The sequence below is a fragment of the Pseudomonas argentinensis genome (assembly GCF_001839655.2).
Classification (GTDB): Bacteria; Pseudomonadota; Gammaproteobacteria; order Pseudomonadales; family Pseudomonadaceae; genus Aquipseudomonas; species Aquipseudomonas argentinensis_B.
The window spans coordinates 4478382-4504183 of record NZ_CP056087.1; the positions used below are offsets into that span (position 1 = coordinate 4478382).

The window sequence follows — 25802 nt, forward strand, 5'->3', positions numbered from 1 at the left end:
CGCGACTTACCTCGGTGTTGGTTATTGCTCACAATTTTTTATTATCGAGGCGGTCATGACTCAAAGCATCCGGATTTATCAGCAAGGAAGTCCTACAGTTCTTCAACACGAAACCTTTACCGTGGAGAAGCCCTCCCGTGGGCAGGTGCTAATCCGCCATGAAGCCATTGGCGTGAACTTTGTCGATACGATGTTTCGCGACGGTACATTCAACGTGCCATTGCCATTCAGTATGGGGGTTGAGGCTGCTGGCATCGTCGAGGCGGTCGGTCCGCATGAGCAGCACTTGAAGGTCGGTGATCGTGTTGGTTATTTCTTCGCGCCTGGTGCCTACGCGGATCGTCGTGTGATTGATGCCAGTGCACTGATCAAACTGCCGGGTGACATCTCCAGCGAGCAGGCCGCCGGGCTTCTATCGAAGGGGCTGACCGCATGGGCTCTGCTCACACAGGTCCATGTGGTTCAAGCAGGTGAAACCGTTGTCCTGCAGGGCGCATCCGGCGGCGTAGGTAGCTTGCTTGCCCACTGGGCTAAATCGCTTGGTGCTACCGTCATCGCCACCGTGGGCTCCGCGCTTAAGGCCCATATTGTCGAAGGCTGGGGACTTGATCATGTGCTGCGCTCGGATGAGCCCGCGCTGGCCGAGCGAATTAAAGCTGTGAATGGCAATGTCGGCGTCGACGTGGTGTACGATCTGGTCGGTCGGCGAACTTTGGATGCTTCAATCGGCGCGCTGCGTAACGGTGGAGACCTTGTCCACGTTGGCAACGCTTCTGGAGCAGCCGTAGCGGACACTGCGCTGCTGGCCTCGCGCAGCATTCGATATATCCAGCCCTCTACGCCGCAGTATGTTAATTCGCAGAATCAAGACATGGCGGCCTCCGAGTTGTTCGAGCGCTTCCGAGCAGGTGCGCTGGGGCCGCTGGAACTCTCCCGCTACGGACTGAATGAAGCGGTTGCGGCACATCAAGCCATTGCTGCGCGTAAGCACACCGGATCGATCCTGCTGATTCCCTGATCATGTTTGAGGCTAAAGGCATTGTTCACGGACAAGTCGCTATCGCTGATGTCGCCAGCGCCTTATTGGAACAGTTTGCCGTGGACTTTTCGTTCGTGCCGACGGGTGCCGCTATTGGGCATCACGGGCTGGCTACCTACGCTGGCAGGCGGGCCCTAAGGAAGAGCCGGTTGTGTGACTGGGGCCGATGCACAAATCAGCAACGGAAAAATTACCCAGCATTGGGTGCTGCTTGATCAACCACCGGTGAACGTCGAGAGCAGTACAGGGACGACCCAACTCAAGTTTCGGCTCCCTTACGAGTGTCTGCTTTTGGCCGGAAACTACCCGTCATAATCGGCTGCACTCGGTGCCAAAAGCGGTCTGTCGCTACCGATAGCCCTGGCCTCATACTGAGCCCTCAAAGACCGAGCATCCGTTTTTCAATCTGATTACCCGCCCAGAAAAAACCCAGGCCGATCAGGCAGACCACTGCTTGAGTGGCGCCGAGGGTTGTAACGGGAGCGAATTCCAGCACCGAGACCAGCCAGGTGGTGATCGCTGCCGCGCCCATGGTCAGAAAGCCGAGCAGCGCCGAGGCCAGCCCCGCTTCGTTGCCGAACGGCCCCATGGTGATGGCAGTGCCCAGCGGATTGGCCAGGCCCATGCCCCAGAGAAACGTGACCATCGATAGCGAGTACCAGGTCAGGCCGGGGTAGCTCGGGCCGATCAGCAACAGGCCGCCGGCCAGTGCGGCAGTGGCGAAGCCGACCGAGGCGACCCGGCGGCTGCCGAAACGGCGGGCAAGGCGCGGCGCGGCCATGCCGGCGGCGAACACCACGAACACGGTAGCAGCGAAGTACAACCCGGCCTGCAGGGGCGACAGCCCCATGCCGGTCATCAGGATCGCCGGTGCCGCGCCGAAGGAGGCGAACAAGCCGCTCATCAACAGGCTCACGGCCCCGGCGGGCAGGATGAATCGACCGTCGCCGACCAGCCGGCCATACGCCCCCATCACCTGCGGCAACGATTGCCTAACCCGGCGTTCGGGTGGCAGCGTTTCGCCAAGGCCACGGGCGTAGAAAACCGCGATGACGACGGCGGCAATTCCCACCATCACGAATATCGCCCGCCAGCCCAGGGCGGTGGTCAGCAAACTGCCCAACAGCGGCGAGAAACCGGGGGCCGTGGCGGTAGCGATCATGGTCAGCGACAGGGCCCGAGCCAGCGCCTCGCCGTCGAACAGATCACGGGCGATGGCCCGTGCCAGCACCGCAGCGGCGCAGACGCCCAGAGCCTGGATCACCCGACCGGCGATCAGTATGGCGAACGAACTCGCCAGGCCGGCCACCAGGGAGCCGACCACGAACAGCGTGAGCCCACCGAGCACCAGGTGCTTGCGGCCGAAACGGTCGGCCAGCGGCCCCACCACCAGTTGCGCGAGCGCGAAGGTGATGAAGAAGCTGGAGAGCGTCAGCCCGAGTTCGCGGGAGGACACCCCCAGTTGCTGGCCGATCGCCGGGAACGCCGGAAGAATGATATTGGTGGACAGGATGCTGATCGCCGACAGCCCCGCCAGCAACGCGACGACCCTGCCTGTCAGCGCGGTGCCGCCACGCAGGGGCAACGCACTCGTCACGCTTTCTGGTTGCGCACTCATCATGCGCTCTCCCAGCGACGAAACAGCACGCTGGCATTCACCCCACCAAAGCCGAAGCCATTGGAGAGTGCATGGGTGATCGGCATAGACCGGGCGTTCAGCGCTACCAGATCGAGCCCCGCGGCGGCTTCGTCCGGGTTGTTGAGGTTCAGGGTCGGCGGCACGATCTGGTCACGCAACGCCAGCACAGTGAAGATCGCCTCTATCCCCCCTGCGGCTCCCAGCAAATGGCCCGTGGCGGATTTGGTCGAGCTGATCGCCACACCCGCGTTGGCACCGAACAGCGCCTGAATGGCGGCCAGCTCACCCTTGTCGCCAACCTGGGTGGAGGTGGCATGGGCGTTGATGTGCTGCACCTGTTCAGGTTTCACGCCTGCCTGCTGCAGCGCCAGTTGCATGGCACGGCGCGCGCCGCTGCCATCTTCGGGGCCGGCGGTAAGGTGATAGGCATCGGCGCTGGTGCCATAACCCACCAGTTCGGCGAGCGGCGTAGCGCCGCGCACCAGTGCGTGTTCGAGTGACTCGATCACCAGCAACCCAGCGCCTTCGGCCATGACGAATCCGTCGCGGTCACGGTCGAAGGGGCGCGACGCCTCCTGCGGCCGCTCGGCAAAACCAGTCGATAGCGCGCGAGCAGCCGCGAAGCAGCCCAGGGTAACGCGGTCGATCACCGCTTCCGTGCCGCCACACACCGCGATATCGACTTCGCCACTTCTGATCAGTCGGGCCGCATCGCCAATCGCCTGCACACCGGCCGCGCAGGCGGTGACCGGTGCGCCGAGCGGCCCCTTGAAACCGTGGCTTATGGACACGTGCCCCGCTGCCATGTTGGCGAGAAACGACGGCGCAGTGAACGGTGATAGCCGGCGTGGCCCACGAGCGTCGGTTACTCGGACGGCCTCGGCCATCGCGCCGAAACCACCCACCCCCGACGCGATGATCGTCGCCGTGCGCTGCCGCGCCTCTTCCGTATTGGGCTGCCAACCCGCCTGCTGCAATGCTTCATGCGCGGCCACCAGTGCGAACTCGATGAAGCGATCCATCTTCTTGCGTTCCTTGGCCGCGATGACGAGGTCGGGTTGGTAGCCAGCGACCGCGTCCTCCTCTAGCGTAGGCACCTGCCCGCCCGCCGTTACCCCAGTGCCCTCGGTGATGGCCACCGGCAGCGTACCAATGCCCGAACGCCCGGCCAGCAAACGCTGCCACACCGTTTCGGTACCGCAGCCCAGCGGACCGACGATACCGACACCGGTTACCACGATGCGCTTGTGCTTGTAGAAATTGATCATTGCAGCCTCTCAGCTTGGCGACGAGCAGCCCGGCGCTGCTCGCCCGGGATTACGCGTGCGCGCCTTTGGGTTCATCGTTCGGGCGGATCCTGAACCAGATGGCGTACATCGCCGGCAGGAACGCCAGGGTCATGATGGTGCCGACGAAGGTGCCGCCGATCAGGGTGTAGGCCAGGGTTCCCCAGAACACCGAGTGGGTGAGCGGGATGAAGGCGAGGATCGCCGCCAGCGCCGTCAGCAGTACCGGGCGGGCGCGCTGCACGGTGGCCTCGACCACGGCCTGGAACGGATCGAGCCCTTCGCGCTCGTTTTGGTGGATCTGCCCGATCAGGATCAGCGTGTTGCGCATCAGGATCCCTGACAGCGCGATCAAGCCGACCAGGGCGTTGATGCCGAACGGCTGCTGGAACAGCAGCAGCACCGGCACCACGCCAATCAGGCCCAGCGGCGAGGTGAGAAACACCATGACCATGGCCGAGATCGAGCGCACCTGCAGGATGATGATCAGCAGCGTCAGGGCGATCATGATCGGCAGCAGCGGCGCGATCGCCTTGCTGGCCTTGCCTGACTCCTCGATGGCGCCAGCCATTTCGATGCGATACCCGGCCGGCAGCGTCTCGATGATCGGTTGCAGGTCTTTCCACACGGCCGTGGACACGTCCGGCGGCTGCAGCCCCTCGGCGATGTCGCCGCGCACGGTGATGGTCGGCGTGCGGTCGCGGCGGCGCAGGACCGGGTCTTCCATGCGCACGTTCACTTCGCCGACCTGGGACAGCGGAATGCGCTGGCCAGCTGAGCCAACCAGCGTGAAGCCCGCGATCTTCGCCGGGTCGAGGCGAATTTCTCCCGCCGCGCGACCGACCACCTGCACAGCGCGGATGTCCTCGCGCACCGAGGTGATCGGCACGCCGCTGAGCAGGAACTGCAGCTGCTGCGCCACGGCGTTGGAACTCAGGCCAACGGCCTGCAGACGATCCTGATCCAGGGAGAAGTGCAGCGTCGGCACCAGCGGCCCCCAATCGGCGTTCACCGTGTGCATCATCGGGCTGGCCTGCAACACGGCCTGCACGCGGTTGGCGATTTCGCGCAGCTGCATGGCATCGGGCCCCATTACCCGGTAGGCCACCGGGTACGGTGAATACGGGCCGAACACCAGCTGGGTGACGCGCACCTTGGCCTCGGGCGCCAGGCCTTCGGAGGCCGCTTCACGGATGCGCAGCTTAAGGGCTTCGCGGGCCTCCTGGCTGTCCGTCAGCACCACGATCTTAGCAAACGACGGATCCGGCAACTCGGGCGCCATGGCCAGGAAGAAGCGCGGCGGACCTTGACCGATATAACTGGTGACGATCTTGGCTTCTTCCTGCTCGCGCAGCCATGACTCGACCTTGATAGCTGTGGCGTTGGTCTGCTCGATGGACGTGCCGTAGGGCATCTGCAGCTCGACCAGCACTTCCGGGCGATCGGACGTTGGGAAGAACTGCTTCTTCACCAGCCCCATGCCCAGTACGGCGACCACGAACGCGGCGATCACCACACCGGCCACCAGCCACTTGTGCGCGATGACGCGCCCCAGCAGCCTGCGAAAGCGGTTGTAATGGCGCGTGTCGTAGATGGCCGCATGCCCACCCTCGACCTGCTTGATGTCGGGCAACAGTTTCACGCCCAGATAGGGGGTGAACGCCACGGCCACCACCCAGGACGCGATCAGCGCGATGCCGACGATCCAGAACATGTTGCTGGTGTACTCGCCGGCCGTGGACTGCGCGAAGCCATTGGGCATGAAGCCGATGGCGGTGACCAGCGTACCGGAGAGCATCGGCGCCGCGGTGTGGCTCCAGGCGTAGGCCGATGCCTTGAAGCGGTCGTAACCCTCCTCCATCTTCACCACCATCATTTCGATGGCGATGATGGCGTCGTCCACCAGCAGTCCCAGGGCGAGGATCAGCGAACCCAGGGTAATGCGGTCGAAGTTCTTGCCGGTGGCCGCCATCACCACGAAGACGATGGCCAGGGTCAATGGTACGGCGGCCGCGACCACCACACCCACGCGCCAGCCCATGCTGATGAAGCAGACCAGCATCACCACCAGCAGGGCGACGAAGAACTTGACCATGAACTCATCGACGGACGAGCTGATGTTGACCGCCTGGTCGGTGACCTTGTCCAGCGACATGCCCAGCGGCATGGCGTCATTGATGCGCGCCGTTTCCGCATCCAGCGCCGCACCGAGGTCGAGGCCGTTCCAGCCCTCGCGCATCACCACGCCGAGCAGCAGCGCGGGCTCGCCACCGTTGCGCACCAGAAAGGCGGCGGGATCTTCGTAGCCACGCTCCACGGTCGCCACATCGGCAAGTTTCAGGGTGCGCCCCTGCACGGCAATCGGCGTGTCTCGGATCTTCGCCAGGGTGTCGAACGCGCCATCCAGGCGCATCACCACTTGCGGGCCGGAGGTTTCCACCGAGCCGGCTGGGGTCAGGGCGTTCTGGCTGTTGAGTGCGGCGAAGATGTCCTGTGCAGTCACGCCCAGCGTCGCCAGCCGGTCATGGGAGAATGATACGAAAATACGCTCGGCCTGCTCGCCGATGATGTTGACCTTCTTCACCCCCGGTACATGCAGCAGGCGCTGGCGCAGCGATTCGGCTTCGCGTACCAGCTGGCGCTGCGGTTCGCCCCTGGCCTTCAGGGCATACACCGCGAAGGTCACGTCCGAGAACTCGTCGTTGACCATCGGCCCGATGACCCCTGCCGGCAGGCTCCTGGCTTCGTCACCGAGCTTCTTGCGGGCCTGGTAGAACTCCTCCTGCACCTGCGCAGGCGGGGTGCTGTCGAGCAGCGACACCATTGTGAACGCAAGGCCCGCGCGGGTGTAGGTTTCGCTGCGGTCGTACCAGCGCAGCTCCTGCATGCGCTTTTCCAGCGGTTCGGCGACCTGATCCTGCATTTCCTGGGCAGTGGCGCCCGGCCAGGCGGTGATGATGGTCATCTGCTTGACGGTGAAGGGCGGATCTTCGGCGCGGCCCAACTGGAAGAACGCCAAGGTGCCGGCCAGCGCGATCAGCAGAATGAGAAACAGGGTGATGGCGCGCTCGCGAACCGCCAGTGCCGACAGGTTGAAACGGCCTTCGCTCATGGCTGGCTCCCGGCGACTACAGGCACAGCAACCTGGGCACGCCGCACTTCCTCGCCATCACGCAGCAGGTGGGCACCGAGGGCCACCACCTGCTCGCCGGCATTGATCTGGCCGGCGACACGCGCCGCCTCATCGCCGATACCGACTACCTGAACAGGGCGCCAGGCGACTTTCGCCGGCTCGCCAGCGACCACCCAGACACCGGGGCCATTACCCGGGTCGTACAGCGCGGCAGCAGGCACCTGCAACCCCTGGGCTGCATCGCTGGCCGCGGCGATATCGAGGGTGATGGTGGCGCCGAGCGGGGCGTTGGCCAGCGCGCCGTCGAGTACGTAGCGGGCCTCGAAGGTGCGCGTGGTGGCATCGGCGGCCTCGGAAAGCAGCCGCAGCCTGGCCGCAACCGAGGCGCTGCTGCTGCCATACAGGGCAGCCTGGGCGGTCGAACCCGGCGCCGGGCGCAGGGTTTCCGGCAGGTGCACGATGGCTTCGCGCTGCCCTGCTCGCGCCAGCCGCACCACGGGCTGCCCGGCGCTGACCACCTGGCCGGGCTCGGCCAGGGTTTCCATCACCACGCCGTCGGCATCGGCCAGCAAGGCGGCGTAACCCGTAGCATTGCGCGCCACATCGGCCTGGGCCTGGGCAGCGCTGAGCTGCGCCCTGGCGGAATCGGCAGCCGCCTTGATCTGGTCGTAGGTCGAGGCCGACACCGCCCCGGCGGTGACCAGCCCGCGGTAACGGGCTTCGTCGTCAGCAGTCTGCCTGGCCCGCGCCCGGGCAGAGGCGACGGCCTCCTGCTGCGCCAGCGCCTGCAGCTGCAGGTCGACGGGATCGAGGCGCATCAGCGGCTGGCCGCGCCTGACCGTTTCGCCGGTGTCGACCAGACGCTCCAGCACCTTGCCCGAGACGCGAAAGCCAAGGTCGCTCTGGGTCCGCGCGACCACCACACCGGTGAAGGAACGAGCGGTCCCGGCTGCCTGCTCGACCGCTGCCACCCGAACCAGCGGCGGCTTGTTGCGGGGGTCTTTCTGGACAGACGAATCGCCGCACGCCACCAGGATGAGAGGCAGCAGGCAAACGGCAAGAACGGCGGGCACGAGGCGCATGGGTTCCATCACTCAAGAGCAATTCAGGAACCTCATTCTTAAACTAGTGACCAATATTGTCAATGGTCACAAGCGCATGACTACGGAGCCAAGCTGCGCAATATCAGCGCCGGCAGGTGCGCGGCGGCCTCGGCAGCGTCGTCCAGGTTGTACTGCAGCTGAGCGGGATTGACGTAGGGCCGCAGGATCAGAAAGATCGCGTTGGTGGTTTCGTCCAGCGGCGTCTTGCGCTCGAATTCCCCCGCTTCACGGCCCTCGAGGAGAATCTGCTGGATCAGCTCGCGAATGCGCAGCTCGTGCGCCTTGACCGACGGCCACTGGTCGCGCGAGGCCACCGCCGCGATGTCGTAGAGCTTGCGGTCGTGGAAGAACAGATCGCTGCCAGCCTCTGAAATCGAGCGGAACAGGCGCCTCAGCTTCTCCGAGGCACTCGGCGCATCGGCCAGTGCCGCGTCGACGATGCCCATGATCATGGCCAGGCGATTGGTGCAGATCACCCCACCGATGGCCTGCTTGGAATCAAAGAATTTATAGATGTAGGCCTTGGAGAAACCGATTGCCTTGGCAAGGTCCGAGACCGTGGTTTTCTCATAGCCGTAGTGGCCGAAATGCTGGGTCGCGGCGTTGATGATCTGGTCGCGGATCTCGTGATCCTGCGGCCCGCGTGTGGTCGAGTTGTTCATGTCGTCGTTCATGCCTAGAGCTTAACTCCACGGTGAGCTGATTGACAGCAAGTGACCAATCTATAATATAGTCACTATCTATTTTCGCCTACGAGAATTCCCATGCCTGCCTTGCGCCCCCTTGCCCTCGTGATCAGCACCAGCCTGGCGGCGGGTTGCGCGGTCGGCCCGGACTACCATCGCCCGGACGCGCCACTGGCCGACCATTACCTCGGGCAGGCCGCCGTGGAACGGCGAGCTGCGCCGGCACCCGCCAGTTTCGCCCGCTGGTGGGAGGGCTTCGGCGACGCCCAGCTGAGTGCGTTGATCGACGAAGCCCTGGCGCAGAACCTCGACATCGCCCAGGCCCGGGCCCGCGTCCTGCAAGCCCGCGCCGGCCTGGGCGCTGCCAATGCGGCGCTGCTTCCCTCCGCCACGGTCAACGGCCAGGCCGCACGCGCCTATCAGTCGGTGGAAAAGCCCCTGGGCCGGGTGCTGGACGCCACGCCCGGCTACGACCGCTATGGTAATAGCTACGAGGTCAACCTCGAAGCAAGCTGGGAACTGGATGTATTTGGCGGCCTGCGCCGAGGCAGGGAAGCCGCTCTGGCGGACTACCAGGCGTCCGAAGCCGGCGTCGTCGCCACACGGCTGGCGGTTGCCGCGCAAACTGCCGACGTCTACACCAGCATCCGCGGCCTGCAGGCGCGCCTGGCGATTGCCGAGCGGCAGGTCGACACCCAGCAGGCGTTGCTGGAAAAGGTGCGCCTGCTGCACGCGCGCGGCCTGGCCGCCGATTATCAGGTGCAACAGACCGAAGGTGAGCTCTCGCAAGTTAGGGCCAGCGTGCCGGTCTTGCAGACGGGCATCGATGCAGCCATGAACGCGATGGACGTGATGCTCGGCAGCGCGCCGGGCACCCACCGCGCCGAACTTGCCAACGCAGGCGTCATTCCACGTGCGCCGCAGCTCACCGCCACGGGCACGCCCGCTGAGCTGCTGCGCCGCCGGCCGGATCTGATCGCCGCAGAGCGCCGACTGGTCGCCGCCAATGCGCGTATCGGCGAGGCGATCAGCGAGTACTACCCGAAATTCTCACTCAGCGCCCTGTTCGGCAGTGCCACCACGCAAAGCGGCAACCTTTTCAGCGCTGGCGCCGCGCAATCGGCAGGCGTGCTGGGCCTGCGCTGGCGGCTATTCGACTTCGGGCGTATCAACGCCCAGATCGACGGCGCCAAGGGCCGGGAAGCCGAAGCGCTCGCGGCCTATAGACAGTCCGTGCTGATGGCCAGCGAGGATGTGGAGAATGCCTTCTCGGCGCTGGTCAACCGCGAAACCCAGGCGGCTACCCTGATGGCCGGCGAAACCTCCCTGGCAAGCGCCCGGCAGTCTTCATTCATTGCCTATCAGAACGGCGCCGCCAGCCTGATCGACGTGCTCAACGCCCACCAGACCCTGCTGCGCACCTCCGACGCCAGGGCGCAAGCCCAGATCGAATCCGCACGCGCGGCAATCGCCGCATACCGTGCTCTAGGAGGAGGCTGGAATCCCGAACAACTGGCAGATGGCCGCGCCTTTGAACGGTGAATAGTTGAAGCCTGCTTTTGGCCTGTAGCTGCCTGTCGTCACCGGCTGCAATCGGCCAAAAGGAGACGCCCACCGGATTTAAAAGATCGCATCGCCCTTGCAATCTATCCTCGGTCGAAGCATGACGGTGGAGGCGTTGCTATGCGTTTCGCTTGCGGTAGTCCGCTGGTGTAACACCTGTATGTTTTCGGAAAACACGCCGAAAGGTGTCGATGTTAGTGAAACCACATTTGGCTGCCACTTGTTTGGGCGCCTCATTAGCCATTTCGAATATCTTTCTCGCTGCGTCAACTCGCGCAGTTTCAACCCACACAGCAGGAGTGACACCGACCTGTGCGTGGAACAAGCGGGCGAAATGTCGAGGGCTCAGACCGACATGGTCTGCCAGCGCCTCAACTGAATGCACCATGGCTGGGTTAGCAGCCACCCAGCGTTGCACCTCTTGAATAACTGACCGCCCGGCGGGTGCTACTTCGCTTTTGCGACTGAACTGTTGCTGCCCGCCAGGGCGCTTGAAGAACATTACTAATTGCGAGGCGACGCGCATCGCTACATCGCGCCCAAGGTCTTCTTCAACCAGCGACAACGCCAGATCGAGCCCGGCCGTAACCCCAGCTGAGGTACGCAGCTTGCCATCACGTACGTGCAAGGCATCAGCTTCGACCATTACCTCTGGATACTGTAACAGCATGGCGTCGACCGAGGCCCAATGCGTGGTAATCCGACGGCCATCGAGCAAGCCCGCTGCGGCCAGGGCGAACGCACCGGTGCATACGGAGCCAAAGCGGCGCGACTGTTCGGAACTGGAGCGCATCCAGGCTAGCAGTTCTGCCTTGTAATATAGAGTCGATGCATGCGGCGCACCGGCGACGATGAAGGTATCAAGCGCTTCCATGGACTCACCAGCGACAACGTCCGGCAACAGACGCGCGCCGGAAGAACTGGTGATCGGCCCTGCCTCGCAGGCTATAACCCGCAGATTGTAAACCGACTGCCGAACCTCTAGGTTCGCCTGAGCGAACACATCGAGCGGGCCGGATACGTCCAGTAGCTGCACTCCCGGCAGGGCCAGAATGGCGACCGTTTTACGCATGGCAGGCGCTAACCTCACAGGTGTCTCGCCATCACACGAAATGGCAGAATATGACGTATTACATCAATTGAGGACATAACGATAGGCGATAACACTGGGGCTGCCAATCCTTCTTTCCTGGAGCCTGAACGTGACCCTGAACATAGGCGGTATCGCCATCCCCGATAGCCAACTGACCCGTGACATCACCGAGTGCGTGCGCGACACAGCGTCCCCGCTGCTTTTTCACCATTCCAGCCGAGTGTTCTATTTCGCCGCCCTAGCAGGCAAGCGCCGAGGGTTGGCGTTCGACCCCGAGATGCTCTACTGCGGCTGTATGTTTCACGACATGGGCCTGACCCACCAGCACAGCAGTGCCTGTGAGCGTTTCGAGGTCGATGGCGCAAACGCTGCACGTGATTTTCTGCAACAGCGCGGCATCGCCCAGCAAGACATCGACACGGTTTGGACCTCAATCGCCCTGCATACGACGCCAGGCATTCCCCAGCATATGCACCCGGTCGTTGCCCTGGTCACTGCCGGGGTGGAAATGGATGTATTAGGCCTGACCTACAGCCAGTACAGCGACTCGGAGCGACAAGCCATAACCCAGGAGCATCCCCGCGGCGCAGCTTTCAAGGAAGAAATCATTCAAGCCTTCTACGACGGCATCAAACACAAGCCCGAAAGCACCTTCGGTAATGTCAAAGCTGATGTTTTGGCCGATAAGGATCCGCGCTTCCAGCCGGGTAACTTCTGCAGTGTTATCCGCCACTCGCAGTGGCCAAGCTAAGCGGCAGCACTCGTTCAGACAGTGAAAGCAGCCTTTCGCAAAAAGGAAGCAGAACAAGAGAGGGTGTTGAAACGATAAACCTTGCCAGCGCTTGAGCAGCGAACCTGACCGTTCGCTTCTGGCCGATTGCTGCCAGCCCTAACCGGCAGCAATCGGCGCGGGCTGACCCTGATCTCAATAAATTAATCAGCCCCCATTTTCTATGCTCGAAGGGCCACCCTGTCGGCACGGCGCTATCGCGCCATCACGTCAGGTCGTGAAGGGCTTTGCTGATGGCCGGGTTAATTGCAAACTCCGAGAAGCGGACAACAAGCCCGCTTCGTTCCGGGGTACAGGCCGTGGGGCCGACTTGGTAGGTACTGGCAACCGGAAACGGGGCCAGCCGCAGCAGCGGCCAGAAGCTGCCGTCGCGGGACGCCTGGATACGCATCGCGCCATTGGAAAGGGTGACGCGGATATAGAAGTCTTCCAGCTCCTTGAACGGCTGTGAGACCGACCAATCCGATTTTCCGTCGGTAACGACGGTGCTGAGAAACGCTTGCCCGTCGGTAAACTCCACCCCGGTCTTTACCCAACGCTTCTCGTCGATACGCACCATCAGGCCTGCCTGGTCGTACAAAGAGCGGAATTCGCCCTGAATGCGGATTGTCGCCGTGAATTCGTCGGCGGTGGCGATGCCTAAAAAGTGTCCCGTGTCGCGGGTGAACCCGTAGTGGGTCTCGCGCCAAAAATCCGTTTCTGGATCGGTTGTAATCGTCAGGTTGTGTTCCGAAACCGCTGAGGTGGCGGGACGATTCAGCCATTGGCCACGTCTAAAATCGATATTCATACGCAGGCTCCATGCGAGACGAGATAAGGGCGTTTATACCGGCCGCTCGAAAAGCGATCAGCAACCCCATGCAAAGTCGGCCGAACCCTGCACCTCGGTCAAGACTCGCTGCCGACATTTGCCTGGTAGGGTTTCAGACTCGAGGGACGGGGACTTCGTTTCCCCGTTCTGGACGGGAACCGGTTTAGATGCACCGCATGGAACGGGTGCCATAGAAGGGAGCTGGCGTATTGGTTTTCTGGCTAATGGCAGCCAAAACCAAAAACCAATCCAGCTCTTTTGCGAGACGCCCATTGGCGGGCCACACAGCCAGTCACTCAGTGACGACGCCCGCCCACCCCATCGCTCTCATGCCGCCACTGCCTCGGGCTGACACCGAACCAGCGGCGGAAGGCGCGGGAGAAGGCGCTGACTTCCGAGTAGCCAAGCAGCGGCGCCAGGTTGGAGATGGGCAGCTGGTGCTGGCGCAGGTAGTGGGTGGCGAGTTCGCAACGCACTTTGTCGACCATCGCGGAGAAGGTAAGCCCCTGGTCGCGCAGGCGGCGCTGCAGTGACCAACTGCTCATGCCCAGTTGTTCGGCCGCCAGTTCCAGCACCGGCTCGCCCATCAGCAATTGCTGGCGAATCTGCTCGCGCACGTCGTCGGCCAGGTCCCGCTCACCGCGCCCGCTCAGGTTGCTGAGTTGGCTGAGCGAGTCCTGCATCACCAGCAGCAGGATGGGGTCGCTCTGCGGCATGGCGCGATCCAGGCCGCGTTTGGGGATGACCAGGGAGTTGAACGGCTGCTCGAAGTACACCGGCGCATCGAAGACTTTGCAGTGCTCGTGCCAGTGCTCCGGGCGCGGATGCTCGAAGTGCACCGCGCGTGGCGCCCACTGCGGGCCGAGCACGTGGCGCACCAGGTTGAGGGCCATACCCAGGGTCAACTCGGCATCCTGACGGCGACACAGAATCGCGCCGTGGCGCACCTGGTAGTCGAAGCGGTAGCACTCGCCCTCGTCCACCAGGCGGATCAGGCTGTTGCGCTGGTGCAGCGGAAAGGCGCGGGCGAAGTTGATCAGAGCCTGCTCGACGGTGGCCGAGCACAGGCCGATATAGCCGAGCAGCCCCAAGGCTTGCGGTTTGAATTGCTGACCGTAGTACAGGCCGAAGTTGTCGCAGCCGGACTGGCGCGACGCCTCCTCCAGCACCTGGCAGTAATTGGGCAAGGCCAGGCTCAAGGTGGGGTGGCGCAGGGATTCGGGGTCGATACCGGAAACGCCGAGGATACGATCCGGATCGCCGCCGTGCTTTTCGATAAAGCCGCACAAGCCGCTGGCCGCAGCGGCCAGCACACCTGTATTGGTTGGCCCGCCGGCCATGAAGGACAAACCGGCGGACAGGTCAGGCTGGACAAGAACCGAGCTCATGGCGCCTCCTTGGTGACAATTTATGTCTGAAAGCAAGAACTACGCCGTCATTGAACGAGCCGCCAAGACCCCCTTCCCTGCGGAGATCTGCGCCGTAGCGTCCTTTCGAACCTCTTTGCAAAAGCCCCGAAACGGGTCATTCGGAAACACCCGCACCGAAACAGAGCAGCGGCAGTTGACCCAGCGCGACAAGCTTCGAGCCGCTCTGCAAATTTGACTTTGCAGAACAGCCAGCCTCGCCTAGCGTCAAGTCGGCCCCATGAATTCGTCTCATAGTTCAACGCGAGCCCCGGTCGTGCTCGCGACCCGCCCTGAAAACTACAAGAACTCGCAATGGGAGAACGTCAATGATCTATGCCAAACCCGGTACCGCAGGCGCCGTCGTCACCCTCAAGCCGCGCTACGGCAACTACATCGGCGGCGAGTTCGTCGCGCCGGTGGGCGGTCAGTACTTCACCAACACCAGCCCGGTGGATGCCTCGGCCATCGGCGAATTCCCCCGCTCGGACGCCAAGGACATCGGCAAGGCCCTGGACGCCGCCCACGCCGCCGCCGATGCCTGGGGCAAAACCTCGGTACAGGATCGCGCGCTGATCCTGCTGAAGATCGCCGACCGTATCGAGGCCAACCTCGAACTGCTGGCCGTGGCCGAGACCTGGGACAACGGCAAGGCGGTGCGCGAGACCCTGAATGCCGACGTGCCCCTGGCCGCCGACCACTTCCGCTACTTCGCCGGCTGCATCCGCGCCCAGGAAGGCAGCGCCGCCGAGATCAACGAGCACACCGCCTCCTATCACTTCCACGAGCCCCTGGGCGTTGTGGGGCAGATCATCCCCTGGAACTTCCCGCTGCTGATGGCCGCCTGGAAGCTGGCGCCGGCCCTGGCGGCGGGTAACTGCGTGGTATTGAAACCTGCCGAGCAGACGCCGCTGTCGATCACCCTGCTGGCCGAAATCATCGGCGACCTGCTGCCACCGGGTGTGCTCAATATCGTCCAGGGCTATGGCCGCGAGGCCGGCGAGGCCCTGGCCACCAGCACGCGCATCGCCAAGATCGCCTTTACCGGCTCCACCCCGGTCGGCTCGCACATCATGAAATGCGCCGCCGCCAACATCATCCCCAGCACCGTGGAGCTGGGCGGCAAGAGCCCGAACATCTTTTTCGAAGACATCATGGGGGCCGAGCCGGCCTTTATCGAAAAGGCCGCCGAAGGCCTGGTGCTGGCCTTCTTCAACCAGGGCGAAGTGTGCACCTGCCCGTCCCGAGCGCTGGTGCAGGAGTCGATCTTCGAGCCGTTCATGAACGAGGTGATGAAGAAGATCAAGGCCATCAAGCGCGGCAACCCGCTGGACACCGACACCATGGTCGGCGCCCAGGCCTCGCAGCAGCAGTACGACAAAATCCTCGGCTACCTGGAGATCGCCCAGCAGGAAGGCGCCGAGCTGCTCGCCGGCGGCGCCACCGAGAAGCTCAAGGGCGATCTGGCGGGCGGCTATTACATCCAGCCGACCCTGCTCAAGGGCACCAACAAAATGCGCGTGTTCCAAGAGGAAATCTTCGGCCCGGTGGTCGGTGTGACCACCTTCAAGGACGAAGCCGAAGCCCTGGCCATTGCCAACGACACCGAGTTCGGCCTGGGCGCCGGCGTGTGGACCCGCGACATCAACCGCGCCTACCGCATGGGCCGTGGCATCAAGGCCGGCCGGGTATGGACCAACTGCTACCACCTGTACCCGGCGCACGCTGCCTTTGGCGGCTACAAGAAGTCCGGGGTCGGGCGCGAAACCCACAAGATGATGCTCGACCACTACCAGCAGACCAAGAACCTGCTGATCAGCTACGACATCAACCCGCTGGGCTTCTTCTGATCTGCCGATTTGCCCTAGACAGCCAACCCTTAAAGCGGCGCCCGCCACCCCGTGGCGGGCATGAAGGAGTCCCAACATGTCCAAAGAGACAATCGCCACACCCTCGCAAGGCGGTGTGGAAACCGAAGCGGTCAGCGCCGAGTACTTTGCCAACCGGCAATTGAAGCAGGGCGCCGCCGGCTGGATCCTGTTGATCGGCCTCGGTGTGGCCTACGTGATTTCCGGCGACTACGCCGGCTGGAACTTCGGCCTGGCCCAGGGCGGCTGGGGCGGCATGTTCATCGCCACGCTGCTGATGGCGACCATGTACCTGTGCATGTGTTTCTCGCTGGCCGAGCTGTCGTCGATGATCCCCACCGCGGGTGGCGGCTACGGTTTCACCCGCACCGCGTTCGGCCCCTGGGGCGGCTTCCTGACCGGCACGGCGATCCTGATCGAATACGCCATTGCGCCGGCGGCCATCGCCTGCTTTATCGGCGCCTACTGCGAGTCGCTGTTCGGCATCGGCGGCTGGATCATCTACCTGGTGTTCTACGTGGTGTTCATCGGCATCCACATCCTCGGTGCCGGTGAAGCGCTGAAGCTGATGTTCGCCATCACCGCCGTGGCGGCCATCGCCCTGGGCCTGTACATCGTCGCCATGGCACCGCACTTCCAGGTCGCCAACCTGTTCGACATCCCGGCGACCGATGCCAATGGCGCCAGCAGCTTCCTGCCGTTCGGCTACCTGGGCATCTGGGCTGCCCTGCCCTACGGCATCTGGTTCTTCCTGGCGGTCGAAGGCGTGCCGCTGGCCGCCGAAGAAACCAAGGATCCCAAGCGCGACCTGCCACGTGGCCTGATCGGCGCCGTGCTGGTGCTGCTGGTGTTTGCCGGGCTGATCCTGCTGGTCGGCCCGGGTGCTGCCGGCGCCCAGTCGCTGGTGGCTTCGGGCAACCCGCTGGTCGAATCGCTGGTCAAGGTCTACGGCGGTTCAACCTGGATGAGCCAGTTCGTCAACCTGGTCGGCCTGGCGGGTCTGATCGCCAGCTTCTTCTCGATCATCTACGCCTACTCGCGGCAGATCTTCGCCCTGTCTCGCGCCGGCTACCTGCCACGCAGCCTGTCGCTGACCAACCGCAACAAGGCGCCGGTGATGGCGCTGATCGTACCGGGCATCATCGGCTTCGGCTTGTCGCTGACCGGCCAAGGCGACCTGCTGATTCTGGTCGCGGTATTCGGGGCCACAGTGTCCTATGTGCTGATGATGGCGGCGCACATCACCCTGCGCAGCCGTCGCCCTGACATGCCACGCCCCTATCGCACCCCTGGTGGCGTGCTGACGTCGTCGGTGGCGCTGGTGCTGGCAGCGGTGGCGCTGGTGGCCTGCTTCCTGGTCGACCTGCGCGTCGTGATCGGCGCCGCCATCATCTACGCTCTATTCATTGCCTACTTCGCCTTGTATAGCCGTCACCACCTGGTGTCCGGCACACCGGAGGAAGAGTTCGCCGCCATCCAGGCCGCCGAACGCTCCCTGCGCTGATTGGCCCGGCTGGCCGCTCCGGCGGCCACGACAATGAGGACACGTCTAAAAACCTAGGCGAGGCAGTCAGCGTAAGGCGAAACAGGCAAGGAAGCGGAGTGTACCTTTGTACATGAGCATTCCGATCGGACTCGCGCACGAGCCTGTTTTCAACGCAGCGATGACAACCCAGGTAGTTTTTTAGAGGTGTCCGGGAGAAATGATATGGCTAGCTTCACCCATACCATCGGCAACATGACCTGGCGCTTCGACAGCCTGCGCGAACTGATGGCCAAGGCCAGCCCGGCGCGCTCCGGCGACTACCTGGCCGAAGTGGCTGCGCAGAGCGATGCCGAACGTGCTGCGGCGCAGATGGCCCTGGCCGATGTGCCGCTCAAGCATTTCCTGCAGGAGGCGGTCATCCCCTATGAACAGGACGAGGTCACCCGGCTGATCGTCGATACCCACGATGCCGAGGCCTTCGCGCCGGTCAGCCACCTGACCGTGGGCGGCCTGCGTGACTGGCTGCTCGGCGACGCCGCCGACGAAACCAGCCTGAACGCCCTGGCACCGGGGCTGACCCCGGAAATGGCCGCGGCGGTATCGAAGATCATGCGCGTGCAGGATCTGGTGCTGGTCGCCCAGAAGACCCGTGTGGTGACCCAGTTTCGCAACACCATGGGCCTGCGCGGGCGGATGTCCACGCGCCTGCAGCCCAACCACCCCACCGACGACCCGGCAGGCATCGCCGCCAGCATTCTCGACGGCCTGCTCTACGGTAACGGTGATGCGATGATCGGCATCAACCCGGCCACCGACAGCGCCAGCTCGATTCGCGCGCTGGTGGACATGCTCGATGCGATCATCCAGCGCTACGAAATTCCCACCCAGTCCTGCGTGCTGACCCACGTCACCAGCTCCATCGCCGCCATCGAACGCGGTGCGCCGCTGGACCTGGTGTTCCAGTCGATCGCCGGCACCGAGGCGGCCAACGCCAGTTTCGGCGTGACCCTCAAGGTACTGCAGGAAGGCTACGAAGCCGGCCTGAGCCTCAAGCGCGGCACCCTGGGCAACAACCTGATGTACTTCGAAACCGGCCAGGGCAGCGCGCTGTCGGCCAACGCCAATCATGGCGTCGACCAGCAGACCTGCGAAACCCGCGCCTACGCGGTGGCCCGGCACTACAATCCGTTTCTGGTCAACACCGTGGTCGGCTTTATCGGCCCCGAGTACCTGTACAACGGCAAGCAGATCATCCGTGCCGGCCTGGAGGATCACTTCTGCGGCAAGCTGCTCGGCGTGCCCATGGGTTGCGACATCTGCTACACCAACCACGCCGAAGCCGACCAGGACGACATGGACACCCTGCTGACCCTGCTCGGCACCGCCGGCATCAACTTCATCATGGGCATTCCCGGCTCCGACGACGTGATGCTCAACTACCAGACCACCTCGTTCCATGATGCCCTGTACGCCCGCAAGGTGCTCGGCCTACATGCGGCGCCAGAGTTCGAGGCCTGGCTGGCACGCATGGGCATCTTCCAGCAACAGGGCGGCCGCCTGAGCATGGGCAATGAGCTGCCGCCGGCATTTCGCCAGGCCCTGGCGCAACTGGCTTGAGAGGTCGCCATGTCCGATAAGTCCCCCGCTACGCCCAACCCCTGGCAGCAGCTGCGCCAGCTGACCCCGGCCCGTATCGCCCTGGGCCGCGCCGGCACCAGCCTGCCGACCGCCGCCCAGCTGGATTTCCAGTTCGCCCACGCCCAGGCGCGCGACGCCGTGCACCTGCCCTTCGACCACGCAGGCCTGGGCGACGAGCTGCGGGGGCGCGGCCTCGATACGCTGCTGGTGCAAAGTGCCGCGGCGGATCGGCATATCTATCTGCAGCGCCCGGACCTGGGCCGGCGCCTGAACGAAGAGTCCGCCACCGTCCTGGACGACTACACGAAGGAAAAAGGCCGTGGCTACGACCTGGCCATCGTCATTGCCGATGGTCTGTCGTCCCTGGCCGTGCGCCGCCACAGCCTGCCGTTTCTGGAAAGGCTGCTGGAACAGGTTGGCGAAGAAGGCTGGAAACTGGCGCCCATCACCCTGGTCGAACAGGGCCGAGTGGCGGTGGCCGATGAGATAGGCGAAAGGCTGGGCGCGAAGATGACGGTGATCCTGATCGGCGAACGCCCCGGCCTCAGCTCGCCGGACAGCCTGGGGCTGTATTTCACCTACGCGCCACGGGTCGGCCTCAACGACGCCTACCGCAACTGCATCTCCAATGTGCGGCTGGAGGGCCTGAGCTACGGCATGGCGACCTTTCGCCTGATGTACCTGATGCGCGAGGCCTGTCGCCGCCAGCTGTCGGGCGTCGAGCTGAAAGACGAAGCCGAAGTGCCGACGCTGGAAGGTGAAGGGCCGGGGAATTTTTTGCTGCCGGACCAGCGTTGAAGCTGGCGTGGGCGATGCGTTATCCGCACACGCCAGCTTACGAGCCGACTCTCAACCCCCTCGCGGCTAAAGCCGCTCCCACGGTTGACGCCGGTTGTAGGAGGGGCTTTAGCCGCGATCTTTATCGATTTTTCGACCGATCAACATGCCGTGATGCGAAACCAGGCTGGTAATGGGTTGCACCTACACGGCCCGCTTATTCTCGGCCCGGAAAACTAAATGCGGCCATTTCGCAGTACTTGTGGGAACGGGCGGGGACGCCTAGTCCATGCCCGTGATCTTTCGCGGGCATGGCCCGCTCCCACAAGAGTGAGCCAGTGCCTGCTCTTCCACTAGGCAGCCGCGAATGCTCAGCGCGCCTCGATACGAAACCCCAGCCTTGGGAAGTGCACATGCACGACGCCGGCGCGGGAATCTTCGCGGCGCAGGATCAGTTCCTCGGCACCGGCGAACAGCAGCTCCCCTTCCACGGCCTCCACGCCGTAGTCGATCGCCGAGATGGCGACGGCCTGGCCGCTGACAAAACCATTGGGATCCGTGAACGCCTCCTCCGGCAGCGGCGCAGGCGTGGCCGCGCGCGCCACCTCGATTGCAGCTTCACCACTCATCTCGTCGGACTTGCCATGCCCGAACGCCAGCACCCGATCCAGCCAGGCGACCACCGCCGGGTAGCCATCGACCAGCGGTGAGGTCACCGGAGTTGCACGCAGGAACCACAAGGGGTGCGCCATGGCGATATCGGCCAGGCTCGGCTCGCCGAACAGGAACTGGCCGCCGCTGGCCTCCAGCTGTGCCTGCAACCGTGCCATGAACCCGGGCCACTGGTGCTTGGCCTGCTCGGCCGGCATCCGGGTGGCCTGGCCGCCCGAGAACAGCTTGCTGCGGTCGGCGATAAAGGTCTGCAGGAACTCCGGTGGCGCCTTGGCGAACCGTACGGCGATGGACTCGGGCTGAAACACCAGGCTCACCGCATGCTGGAACACCACCGAGTCGGCCCATTGGGCGAAGGTGGCGATGGCGAATGCCTGGGCGCCGGGCAGCAATGCCGGCTGCGGCTGATGGGCCTCCAGGCGACGGGCAATCAGGGCGGTATCGCAGTATATGTCGGCGCCGATCTGCAGCACCGGTGTCTTGCGGTAGCCACCGGTCAGGGCGGTGAGGTCCGGCTTGGGCATCACCGGCGGAATCTGCACCGAATGCCAGGCGAGGTTCTTGAAGCCCAGCAGCAGGCGGGCCTTCTCGGCGAAGGGCGAGGTGGGATAATGGTGCAGGATCAGCTCAGACATGGAAGCCTCCGGGAACGGATGAGTACCCAGCTTAACTCAGCTTCCTGATGGCGTTAGGTAGATTCCAGTGGGGCTGATGGCTGTTCATCAAGCACATGCATCAGGCTGCCGGTGGCCACCAGGGCCTCCTTGGCGCCCTTGCCGAGGCGTTTGATCGCCCGCTCGCGGCGCAAGGCATCGCCCCTGCCCACACAGCTTTCGCTGTAGACCAGGGCCACCGCCGGGCTGGAGAAGAAGAAGCGGGCGCCCTTGCCGCTCTGGTGCTGGGCGAAGCGCCGCTGCGGATCGTCACTGATGCCGCAATACAGCGCGCCGTTGGCGGCGCGCACGAGGTAGACGAACCAGGGTTTATCGGCGCTGACGCTCATCGCGCGATCAGGCGAACCACTCGCGGGCCGAACGCCACACGCACATGCCCACGAAGTACGCCGAGGACAGGCCCCACAGGACCAGCAGCCACACCGGCTGGGCGGGAAACTGCAGGATCAGCCCGGCGCAGGCGAACATCCACACCATGGTCACGGCGATGTTGATCGGCATGAACTGCTTGACCCGGAACGGGTGCAGGAACTTCATGCGGGTCAGGGTCAGGCCGGCCAGCACCATGATCACCGCGAAGGTGACCCAGGGCTCGAAGTCGAGCAGGTAGAGGTACACCACCACCACGTTCCAGGCGGCCGGGAAGCCGACGAAGTAGTTGTCCTTGCTCTTCATGTTGACGTTGCAGAAGCAGAACAGCGACGACAGCAGGATCACGCCCACCGACAGCAGCAGTGTGTATTCGGGCAGCGGAATGAAGCGATAGACGAAGATCGCCGGGATGAACACGTAGGTGAGGTAGTCGATCACCAGGTCGAGGGTAGAGCCGTCGAAATGCGGCAATACCACCTTCACGTCGTACTTGCGCGCCAGGGTGCCGTCCAGGCCATCGACCAACAGCGCCAGCCCCAACCACAGCAGGCAGCTTTCCGCCCGCCCTTCGATCAATGCAAGCAACGCCAGCATACCGAGGATGACTCCGCTCGCGGTGACCGCGTGCACGCTCCAGGCCTTGGCTTTACGGGGGGATAGGGACATAACACTCATGATCGAAATACTCTGGCGGACGGGCTTTCAGTCGATGAACGAAGGCTTTACATGCACTCGGCCATTCATCGATGAACTTCTGACCGGAGAGCGTACCACTCCGTTCAGCCGCGCGCTTCTCCGCCGTGCTGCCCGTCTGACGCACGGGCGGCCTGGAACTGCCGCAGACCGTTACGCGCCTGCTTGCTCACGCTGTTCTTGAGCAACGGCGTCCAGCCGATCAGCATGCCCTGAAAACCCAGTGCCTGAGCGGCCCAGCGCCACATGTCGAAGTGGTCGCGGTGCTCGACGATCAGCCCGTCACGAATCACGAACGAGGCGTGGATGCGGTTGACAACGGTGCGCCCGGTCTGCGGAAACAGGTAGGTGGCCACCCAGTTGGCGCTACCGCCAGTAGCATCGCCCTGCACCTCGCTGAAGGTCAGGGAGAACTGCTTGGCACGGGCGGTGAGCATGCGCCACATGTCACGGGCATCGTCACCGTTCAACTCGCCGAAGGCCGGGTCGCTGAAACGCACGTCCGGCGCGTAGCAACGCGCCATTTCCTCGGCGTCGAGGCGTTGGAACGCCTGGTAGAAACGGGTGATCAACTGGGCGTTTTCTGCAGACATGGCATGACCTCCGGAAGTGGGCCGAAGTATCGCCCGAGCCGTGCGTGACCGCCATGGGCAGATAAGTCACGCAAACGCCATCTCGGCGCTATCACCGAGCAGAAAGGCGCGATTGCGCTCGGCGCAGGCGCGCAGGTAATCGGCCACCAGGGTGATGCGTTTGAGCTTGCGCAGATCCTCCCGGTAGTAGAGCCAGAACTGCCGCGTGACCTTCACCTCACTAGGCAGCACCTCGACCAGCCGGGCATCCGGGCCGGCCAGAAAGCACGGCAGGATCGCCAGCGCCCGCCCCTGCAAGGTGGCCAGGTACTGGGCCACCACGCTGGTGCTGCGCAGCGTGCTGCTGGCATTGGGCACGATGCCTTCGAGGTAGAGCAGCTCGGGGCTGAATGCCAGGTCATCGACGTAGGTGATGAACGAATGCCGGCCCAGGTCGCCGATCTGGCGGATCGGCGGGTGCCGGTCCAGGTACTCGGGTGTGGCATACAGCTTCAGGGCGTAGTCGCACAGTCTGGAACAGACGTAGGGCCCGCGTTCCGGGCGCTCCAGGGAGATGGCGATATCCGCCTCGCGGCGCGACAGGCTGATGAAGTGCGGCACCGGCAACAGGTCGATGGCGATATTCGGGTAGATATCCTGAAAGCCGCCAAGCTGGGCCGCCACGAAGTAGCTGCCAAAGCCCTCGGTCGAGCCGATGCGCACGTGGCCCGAGAGTGCCAGGCTGGCACCCGACACCTGCTCGCAGGCGGTCTGCAGGGTGCTTTCCAGGGCCTCGGCATAACCCAGCAGGTGCTGCCCTTCGCTGGTCAGCACGAAGCCGCTGGCCCTTGAGCGCTCGAACAATAGTGTGCCGAGCGCCTTTTCCAGGGCGCCGATACGCCGCGACACGGTGCTGTAGTCCACTCCCAGGCGCCTGGCGGCGCCACTTGCGGTACTTGTGCGCGCCACCTCGAGGAAGAACTTGAGGTCGTCCCAATTCATCTGGCCGGCCGACATCATGCTTTTTTGCATAACGAACCTGTCTTTTTAGGTGCTGGAACAGAAAGTTTGCATACCTATACTAAGATCCGTTGACGTTTCAAGTTCCTACGACAAAAACAAAAAGCAGGCAACTCATGAACGACTCTCACGCTCAAGGGCCGGCTGCCGGCCGCAAGCACTACCGTATCGCTGGCCTGGCCAGCATGGCGGGTACCACCATCGAGTGGTATGACTTCTTTCTCTATGGCACCGCCGCCGCCCTGGTCTTCAACAAGCTGTTCTTCCCCACCCTCGATCCCATCACCGGCGTGCTGGCGGCCTTTGCCACCTACGCGGTGGGCTTTATCGGTCGGCCCCTGGGCGGCATCCTGTTCGGTCACTTCGGTGACCGCATCGGCCGCAAGTCGATGCTGATGCTCACCCTGCTGATGATGGGCATCCCGACCATCGCCATCGGCCTGTTGCCCACCTACGAGCAGATCGGCTACTGGGCCGCGGCGCTGTTGGTGGTCATGCGTTTTCTGCAGGGCATGGCGGTGGGTGGTGAATGGGGCGGCGCGGTGTTGATGGCCGTCGAACATGCCCCGGAAGGCAAGAAAGGCTTCTATGGCAGCCTGCCACAGACCGGCGTGGGTGCCGGCCTGGTGCTGTCCACCCTGGCCATGGGCGCGGTCGCCACGCTGCCCGAGGAGCAGATGCTCAGTTGGGGGTGGCGCCTGCCGTTCCTGGCCAGCGTGGTGCTGCTGGCGGTGGGCTGGCTGATCCGCGTCAAGGTCGCCGAGTCACCGGACTTCGAGAAGCTCAAGCAGCAGAACCGCCGCGTCAGCCTGCCGCTGGTGGAAGTGGTGCGTAAACACCCACGCGCCACCCTGACCATCATCGGTGCGCGCACCGCCGAGAACGCCTGGTTCTACATGGCGGTCACCTTCGCCCTCGCCTACGCCGCCAACCAACTGCAGATTCCCCGGGCCGACGTGCTGCACGCCATCACCGCCGGTGCTGCGCTGTCGCTGGCGACCATGCCGTTCTGCGGCTGGCTGTCCGATCGTGTCGGCCAGAAGCGCCTGTACTTCACCGGCCTGCTGTTGCTGTGCGCCTTCGTCTACCCGTTCTTCGCCATGCTCGGCACCCGCGAGCCGCTGCTGGTGTGGTGGGCCATGGTGCTGGCGGTGGGCGTGGTGTTCCCGATTCTCTATGCGCCGGAATCTTTGCTGTTCGCCCGCCAGTTCCCAGCGGAGATCCGCTACAGCGGCATCTCGCTGTCGGTGCAGCTGGCCGGGGTGCTCGGTGGCGGCTTCGCACCGATGATCGCCACCAGCCTGCTGGCCGCCGCCGACGGCAGCCCGCGCTACGTGATCGCCTACCTGATCGGCATGGGCCTGGTCGCCCTGGGCTGTACCGCCCTGATGCGTAGCGACCCGCCCCGCCAGGCAATCGCCAGCCCCACGCTGGATACCACACGCCCCGTGCCCCTGCGCGCCCGTTGATCGAATAAAGGA

The 25802-nt window shown here is 63.9% G+C and carries 21 protein-coding genes; 8 read left to right on the plus strand and 13 right to left on the minus strand.

The annotated features are described in order from the left end of the window. The first annotated feature begins 55 nt into the window (after positions 1-55). The gene (locus SA190iCDA_RS20240; RefSeq protein ID WP_070887987.1) at positions 56-1018 is read left to right on the plus strand and encodes a zinc-binding dehydrogenase; all 963 of its coding nucleotides are present in this window, start codon (positions 56-58) and stop codon (positions 1016-1018) included. Positions 1019-1418: 400 nt separating this feature from the next. On the opposite strand, the gene SA190iCDA_RS20245 is transcribed toward SA190iCDA_RS20240, so the two are convergent. The 5 genes from SA190iCDA_RS20245 to SA190iCDA_RS20265 all read right to left on the minus strand — a co-directional run bounded on the left by SA190iCDA_RS20245 (position 1419) and on the right by SA190iCDA_RS20265 (position 8874). Beyond that, entirely contained in the window at positions 1419-2657 is a 1239-nt protein-coding gene (locus SA190iCDA_RS20245) for a multidrug effflux MFS transporter (protein WP_070887986.1), read from the minus strand. Further along, positions 2657-3946, minus strand: coding sequence for a beta-ketoacyl-ACP synthase II (gene fabF / locus SA190iCDA_RS20250; protein WP_070887985.1), 1290 nt, complete (start codon positions 3944-3946; stop codon positions 2657-2659). The genes SA190iCDA_RS20245 and fabF overlap by 1 nt, the downstream gene beginning before the upstream one ends. Before the next feature lie 49 nt (positions 3947-3995). Further along, positions 3996-7076 carry an efflux RND transporter permease subunit gene (locus SA190iCDA_RS20255; RefSeq protein WP_070887984.1) on the minus strand — a complete coding sequence of 1027 codons (3081 nt, stop codon included), beginning with the start codon at positions 7074-7076 and terminating at the stop codon, positions 3996-3998. Then, positions 7073-8179: an efflux RND transporter periplasmic adaptor subunit gene (locus tag SA190iCDA_RS20260; RefSeq protein WP_419203824.1), complete on the minus strand. Its 1107-nt coding sequence runs from the start codon at positions 8177-8179 to the stop codon at positions 7073-7075. Before SA190iCDA_RS20260 ends, SA190iCDA_RS20255 begins: the two co-directional genes overlap by 4 nt. Positions 8180-8259: 80 nt before the next feature. Continuing rightward, a complete protein-coding gene (locus SA190iCDA_RS20265; RefSeq protein ID WP_070887982.1) occupies positions 8260-8874 on the minus strand; it encodes a TetR/AcrR family transcriptional regulator in 615 nt (204 codons plus the stop codon). A 90-nt stretch (positions 8875-8964) separates the two neighbouring features. Between SA190iCDA_RS20265 and SA190iCDA_RS20270 the strand changes: the two genes are divergently transcribed. Then, positions 8965-10428 carry an efflux transporter outer membrane subunit gene (locus tag SA190iCDA_RS20270; protein ID WP_070887981.1) on the plus strand — a complete coding sequence of 488 codons (1464 nt, stop codon included), beginning with the start codon at positions 8965-8967 and terminating at the stop codon, positions 10426-10428. 139 nt (positions 10429-10567) lie between these two features. On the opposite strand, the gene SA190iCDA_RS20275 is transcribed toward SA190iCDA_RS20270, so the two are convergent. Then, complete coding sequence (locus tag SA190iCDA_RS20275) at positions 10568-11521, minus strand: GlxA family transcriptional regulator (RefSeq protein ID WP_070887980.1); 954 nt, start codon at positions 11519-11521, stop codon at positions 10568-10570. 130 nt (positions 11522-11651) lie between these two features. Here SA190iCDA_RS20275 and SA190iCDA_RS20280 point away from each other — a divergent pair, with 130 nt between their 5' ends. After that, the gene (locus tag SA190iCDA_RS20280; protein ID WP_070887979.1) at positions 11652-12293 is read left to right on the plus strand and encodes an HD domain-containing protein; all 642 of its coding nucleotides are present in this window, start codon (positions 11652-11654) and stop codon (positions 12291-12293) included. Positions 12294-12537: 244 nt separating this feature from the next. Here the strand turns inward: SA190iCDA_RS20280 and SA190iCDA_RS20285 are convergent, their stop codons facing one another. Continuing rightward, positions 12538-13122: a DUF1349 domain-containing protein gene (locus tag SA190iCDA_RS20285; RefSeq protein ID WP_070887978.1), complete on the minus strand. Its 585-nt coding sequence runs from the start codon at positions 13120-13122 to the stop codon at positions 12538-12540. Between the two features lie 317 nt (positions 13123-13439). Next, positions 13440-14531, minus strand: a complete 1092-nt coding sequence (locus tag SA190iCDA_RS20290) for an AraC family transcriptional regulator (RefSeq protein ID WP_070887977.1) — start codon at positions 14529-14531, stop codon at positions 13440-13442. 347 nt (positions 14532-14878) lie between these two features. Between SA190iCDA_RS20290 and SA190iCDA_RS20295 the strand changes: the two genes are divergently transcribed. The 4 genes from SA190iCDA_RS20295 to eutC all read left to right on the plus strand — a co-directional run bounded on the left by SA190iCDA_RS20295 (position 14879) and on the right by eutC (position 20339). Beyond that, positions 14879-16399 (plus strand): aldehyde dehydrogenase family protein, encoded by a 1521-nt coding sequence (locus SA190iCDA_RS20295; protein WP_236100928.1) that lies wholly within the window; start codon positions 14879-14881, stop codon positions 16397-16399. 76 nt (positions 16400-16475) lie between these two features. Beyond that, positions 16476-17921 carry an ethanolamine permease gene (gene eat / locus SA190iCDA_RS20300; RefSeq protein WP_070887518.1) on the plus strand — a complete coding sequence of 482 codons (1446 nt, stop codon included), beginning with the start codon at positions 16476-16478 and terminating at the stop codon, positions 17919-17921. Positions 17922-18125: 204 nt separating this feature from the next. Then, complete coding sequence (locus SA190iCDA_RS20305; RefSeq protein ID WP_070887519.1) at positions 18126-19520, plus strand: ethanolamine ammonia-lyase subunit EutB; 1395 nt, start codon at positions 18126-18128, stop codon at positions 19518-19520. A gap of 9 nt (positions 19521-19529) precedes the next feature. Then, entirely contained in the window at positions 19530-20339 is an 810-nt protein-coding gene (gene eutC, locus SA190iCDA_RS20310; RefSeq protein ID WP_070887520.1) for an ethanolamine ammonia-lyase subunit EutC, read from the plus strand. 350 nt (positions 20340-20689) lie between these two features. Here eutC and SA190iCDA_RS20315 read toward each other — a convergent pair whose 3' ends face one another. The 5 genes from SA190iCDA_RS20315 to SA190iCDA_RS20335 form a co-directional block, all read right to left on the minus strand. Continuing rightward, on the minus strand, positions 20690-21625 hold the full coding sequence (locus tag SA190iCDA_RS20315; RefSeq protein WP_070887521.1) for a glutathione S-transferase family protein: 936 nt from the start codon (positions 21623-21625) through the stop codon (positions 20690-20692). Positions 21626-21678: 53 nt separating this feature from the next. Further along, complete coding sequence (locus SA190iCDA_RS20320) at positions 21679-21993, minus strand: GIY-YIG nuclease family protein (protein ID WP_070887522.1); 315 nt, start codon at positions 21991-21993, stop codon at positions 21679-21681. Between the two features lie 7 nt (positions 21994-22000). Further along, entirely contained in the window at positions 22001-22711 is a 711-nt protein-coding gene (gene pcsA / locus SA190iCDA_RS20325) for a phosphatidylcholine synthase (RefSeq protein WP_070887523.1), read from the minus strand. 104 nt (positions 22712-22815) lie between these two features. Then, positions 22816-23322 (minus strand): nuclear transport factor 2 family protein, encoded by a 507-nt coding sequence (locus SA190iCDA_RS20330; protein ID WP_070887524.1) that lies wholly within the window; start codon positions 23320-23322, stop codon positions 22816-22818. 66 nt (positions 23323-23388) lie between these two features. Continuing rightward, positions 23389-24333: a LysR family transcriptional regulator gene (locus SA190iCDA_RS20335; RefSeq protein ID WP_070887525.1), complete on the minus strand. Its 945-nt coding sequence runs from the start codon at positions 24331-24333 to the stop codon at positions 23389-23391. 104 nt (positions 24334-24437) lie between these two features. Between SA190iCDA_RS20335 and SA190iCDA_RS20340 the strand changes: the two genes are divergently transcribed. Further along, positions 24438-25790 carry an MFS transporter gene (locus tag SA190iCDA_RS20340; protein ID WP_070887526.1) on the plus strand — a complete coding sequence of 451 codons (1353 nt, stop codon included), beginning with the start codon at positions 24438-24440 and terminating at the stop codon, positions 25788-25790. Positions 25791-25802: the final 12 nt, after the last annotated feature.

Coding starts and splice junctions, on each gene's coding strand:
- SA190iCDA_RS20240 (WP_070887987.1), top strand. CDS start 56: ATGACTCAAAGCATCCGGATTTATCAGCAAGGAAGTCCTACAGTTCTT.
- SA190iCDA_RS20245 (WP_070887986.1), bottom strand. CDS start 2,657: ATGAGTGCGCAACCAGAAAGCGTGACGAGTGCGTTGCCCCTGCGTGGC.
- fabF (WP_070887985.1), bottom strand. CDS start 3,946: ATGATCAATTTCTACAAGCACAAGCGCATCGTGGTAACCGGTGTCGGT.
- SA190iCDA_RS20255 (WP_070887984.1), bottom strand. CDS start 7,076: ATGAGCGAAGGCCGTTTCAACCTGTCGGCACTGGCGGTTCGCGAGCGC.
- SA190iCDA_RS20260 (WP_419203824.1), bottom strand. CDS start 8,179: ATGCGCCTCGTGCCCGCCGTTCTTGCCGTTTGCCTGCTGCCTCTCATC.
- SA190iCDA_RS20265 (WP_070887982.1), bottom strand. CDS start 8,874: ATGAACGACGACATGAACAACTCGACCACACGCGGGCCGCAGGATCAC.
- SA190iCDA_RS20270 (WP_070887981.1), top strand. CDS start 8,965: ATGCCTGCCTTGCGCCCCCTTGCCCTCGTGATCAGCACCAGCCTGGCG.
- SA190iCDA_RS20275 (WP_070887980.1), bottom strand. CDS start 11,521: ATGCGTAAAACGGTCGCCATTCTGGCCCTGCCGGGAGTGCAGCTACTG.
- SA190iCDA_RS20285 (WP_070887978.1), bottom strand. CDS start 13,122: ATGAATATCGATTTTAGACGTGGCCAATGGCTGAATCGTCCCGCCACC.
- SA190iCDA_RS20290 (WP_070887977.1), bottom strand. CDS start 14,531: ATGAGCTCGGTTCTTGTCCAGCCTGACCTGTCCGCCGGTTTGTCCTTC.
- SA190iCDA_RS20295 (WP_236100928.1), top strand. CDS start 14,879: ATGATCTATGCCAAACCCGGTACCGCAGGCGCCGTCGTCACCCTCAAG.
- eat (WP_070887518.1), top strand. CDS start 16,476: ATGTCCAAAGAGACAATCGCCACACCCTCGCAAGGCGGTGTGGAAACC.
- SA190iCDA_RS20305 (WP_070887519.1), top strand. CDS start 18,126: ATGGCTAGCTTCACCCATACCATCGGCAACATGACCTGGCGCTTCGAC.
- eutC (WP_070887520.1), top strand. CDS start 19,530: ATGTCCGATAAGTCCCCCGCTACGCCCAACCCCTGGCAGCAGCTGCGC.
- SA190iCDA_RS20315 (WP_070887521.1), bottom strand. CDS start 21,625: ATGTCTGAGCTGATCCTGCACCATTATCCCACCTCGCCCTTCGCCGAG.
- SA190iCDA_RS20320 (WP_070887522.1), bottom strand. CDS start 21,993: ATGAGCGTCAGCGCCGATAAACCCTGGTTCGTCTACCTCGTGCGCGCC.
- pcsA (WP_070887523.1), bottom strand. CDS start 22,711: ATGAGTGTTATGTCCCTATCCCCCCGTAAAGCCAAGGCCTGGAGCGTG.
- SA190iCDA_RS20330 (WP_070887524.1), bottom strand. CDS start 23,322: ATGTCTGCAGAAAACGCCCAGTTGATCACCCGTTTCTACCAGGCGTTC.
- SA190iCDA_RS20335 (WP_070887525.1), bottom strand. CDS start 24,333: ATGCAAAAAAGCATGATGTCGGCCGGCCAGATGAATTGGGACGACCTC.
- SA190iCDA_RS20340 (WP_070887526.1), top strand. CDS start 24,438: ATGAACGACTCTCACGCTCAAGGGCCGGCTGCCGGCCGCAAGCACTAC.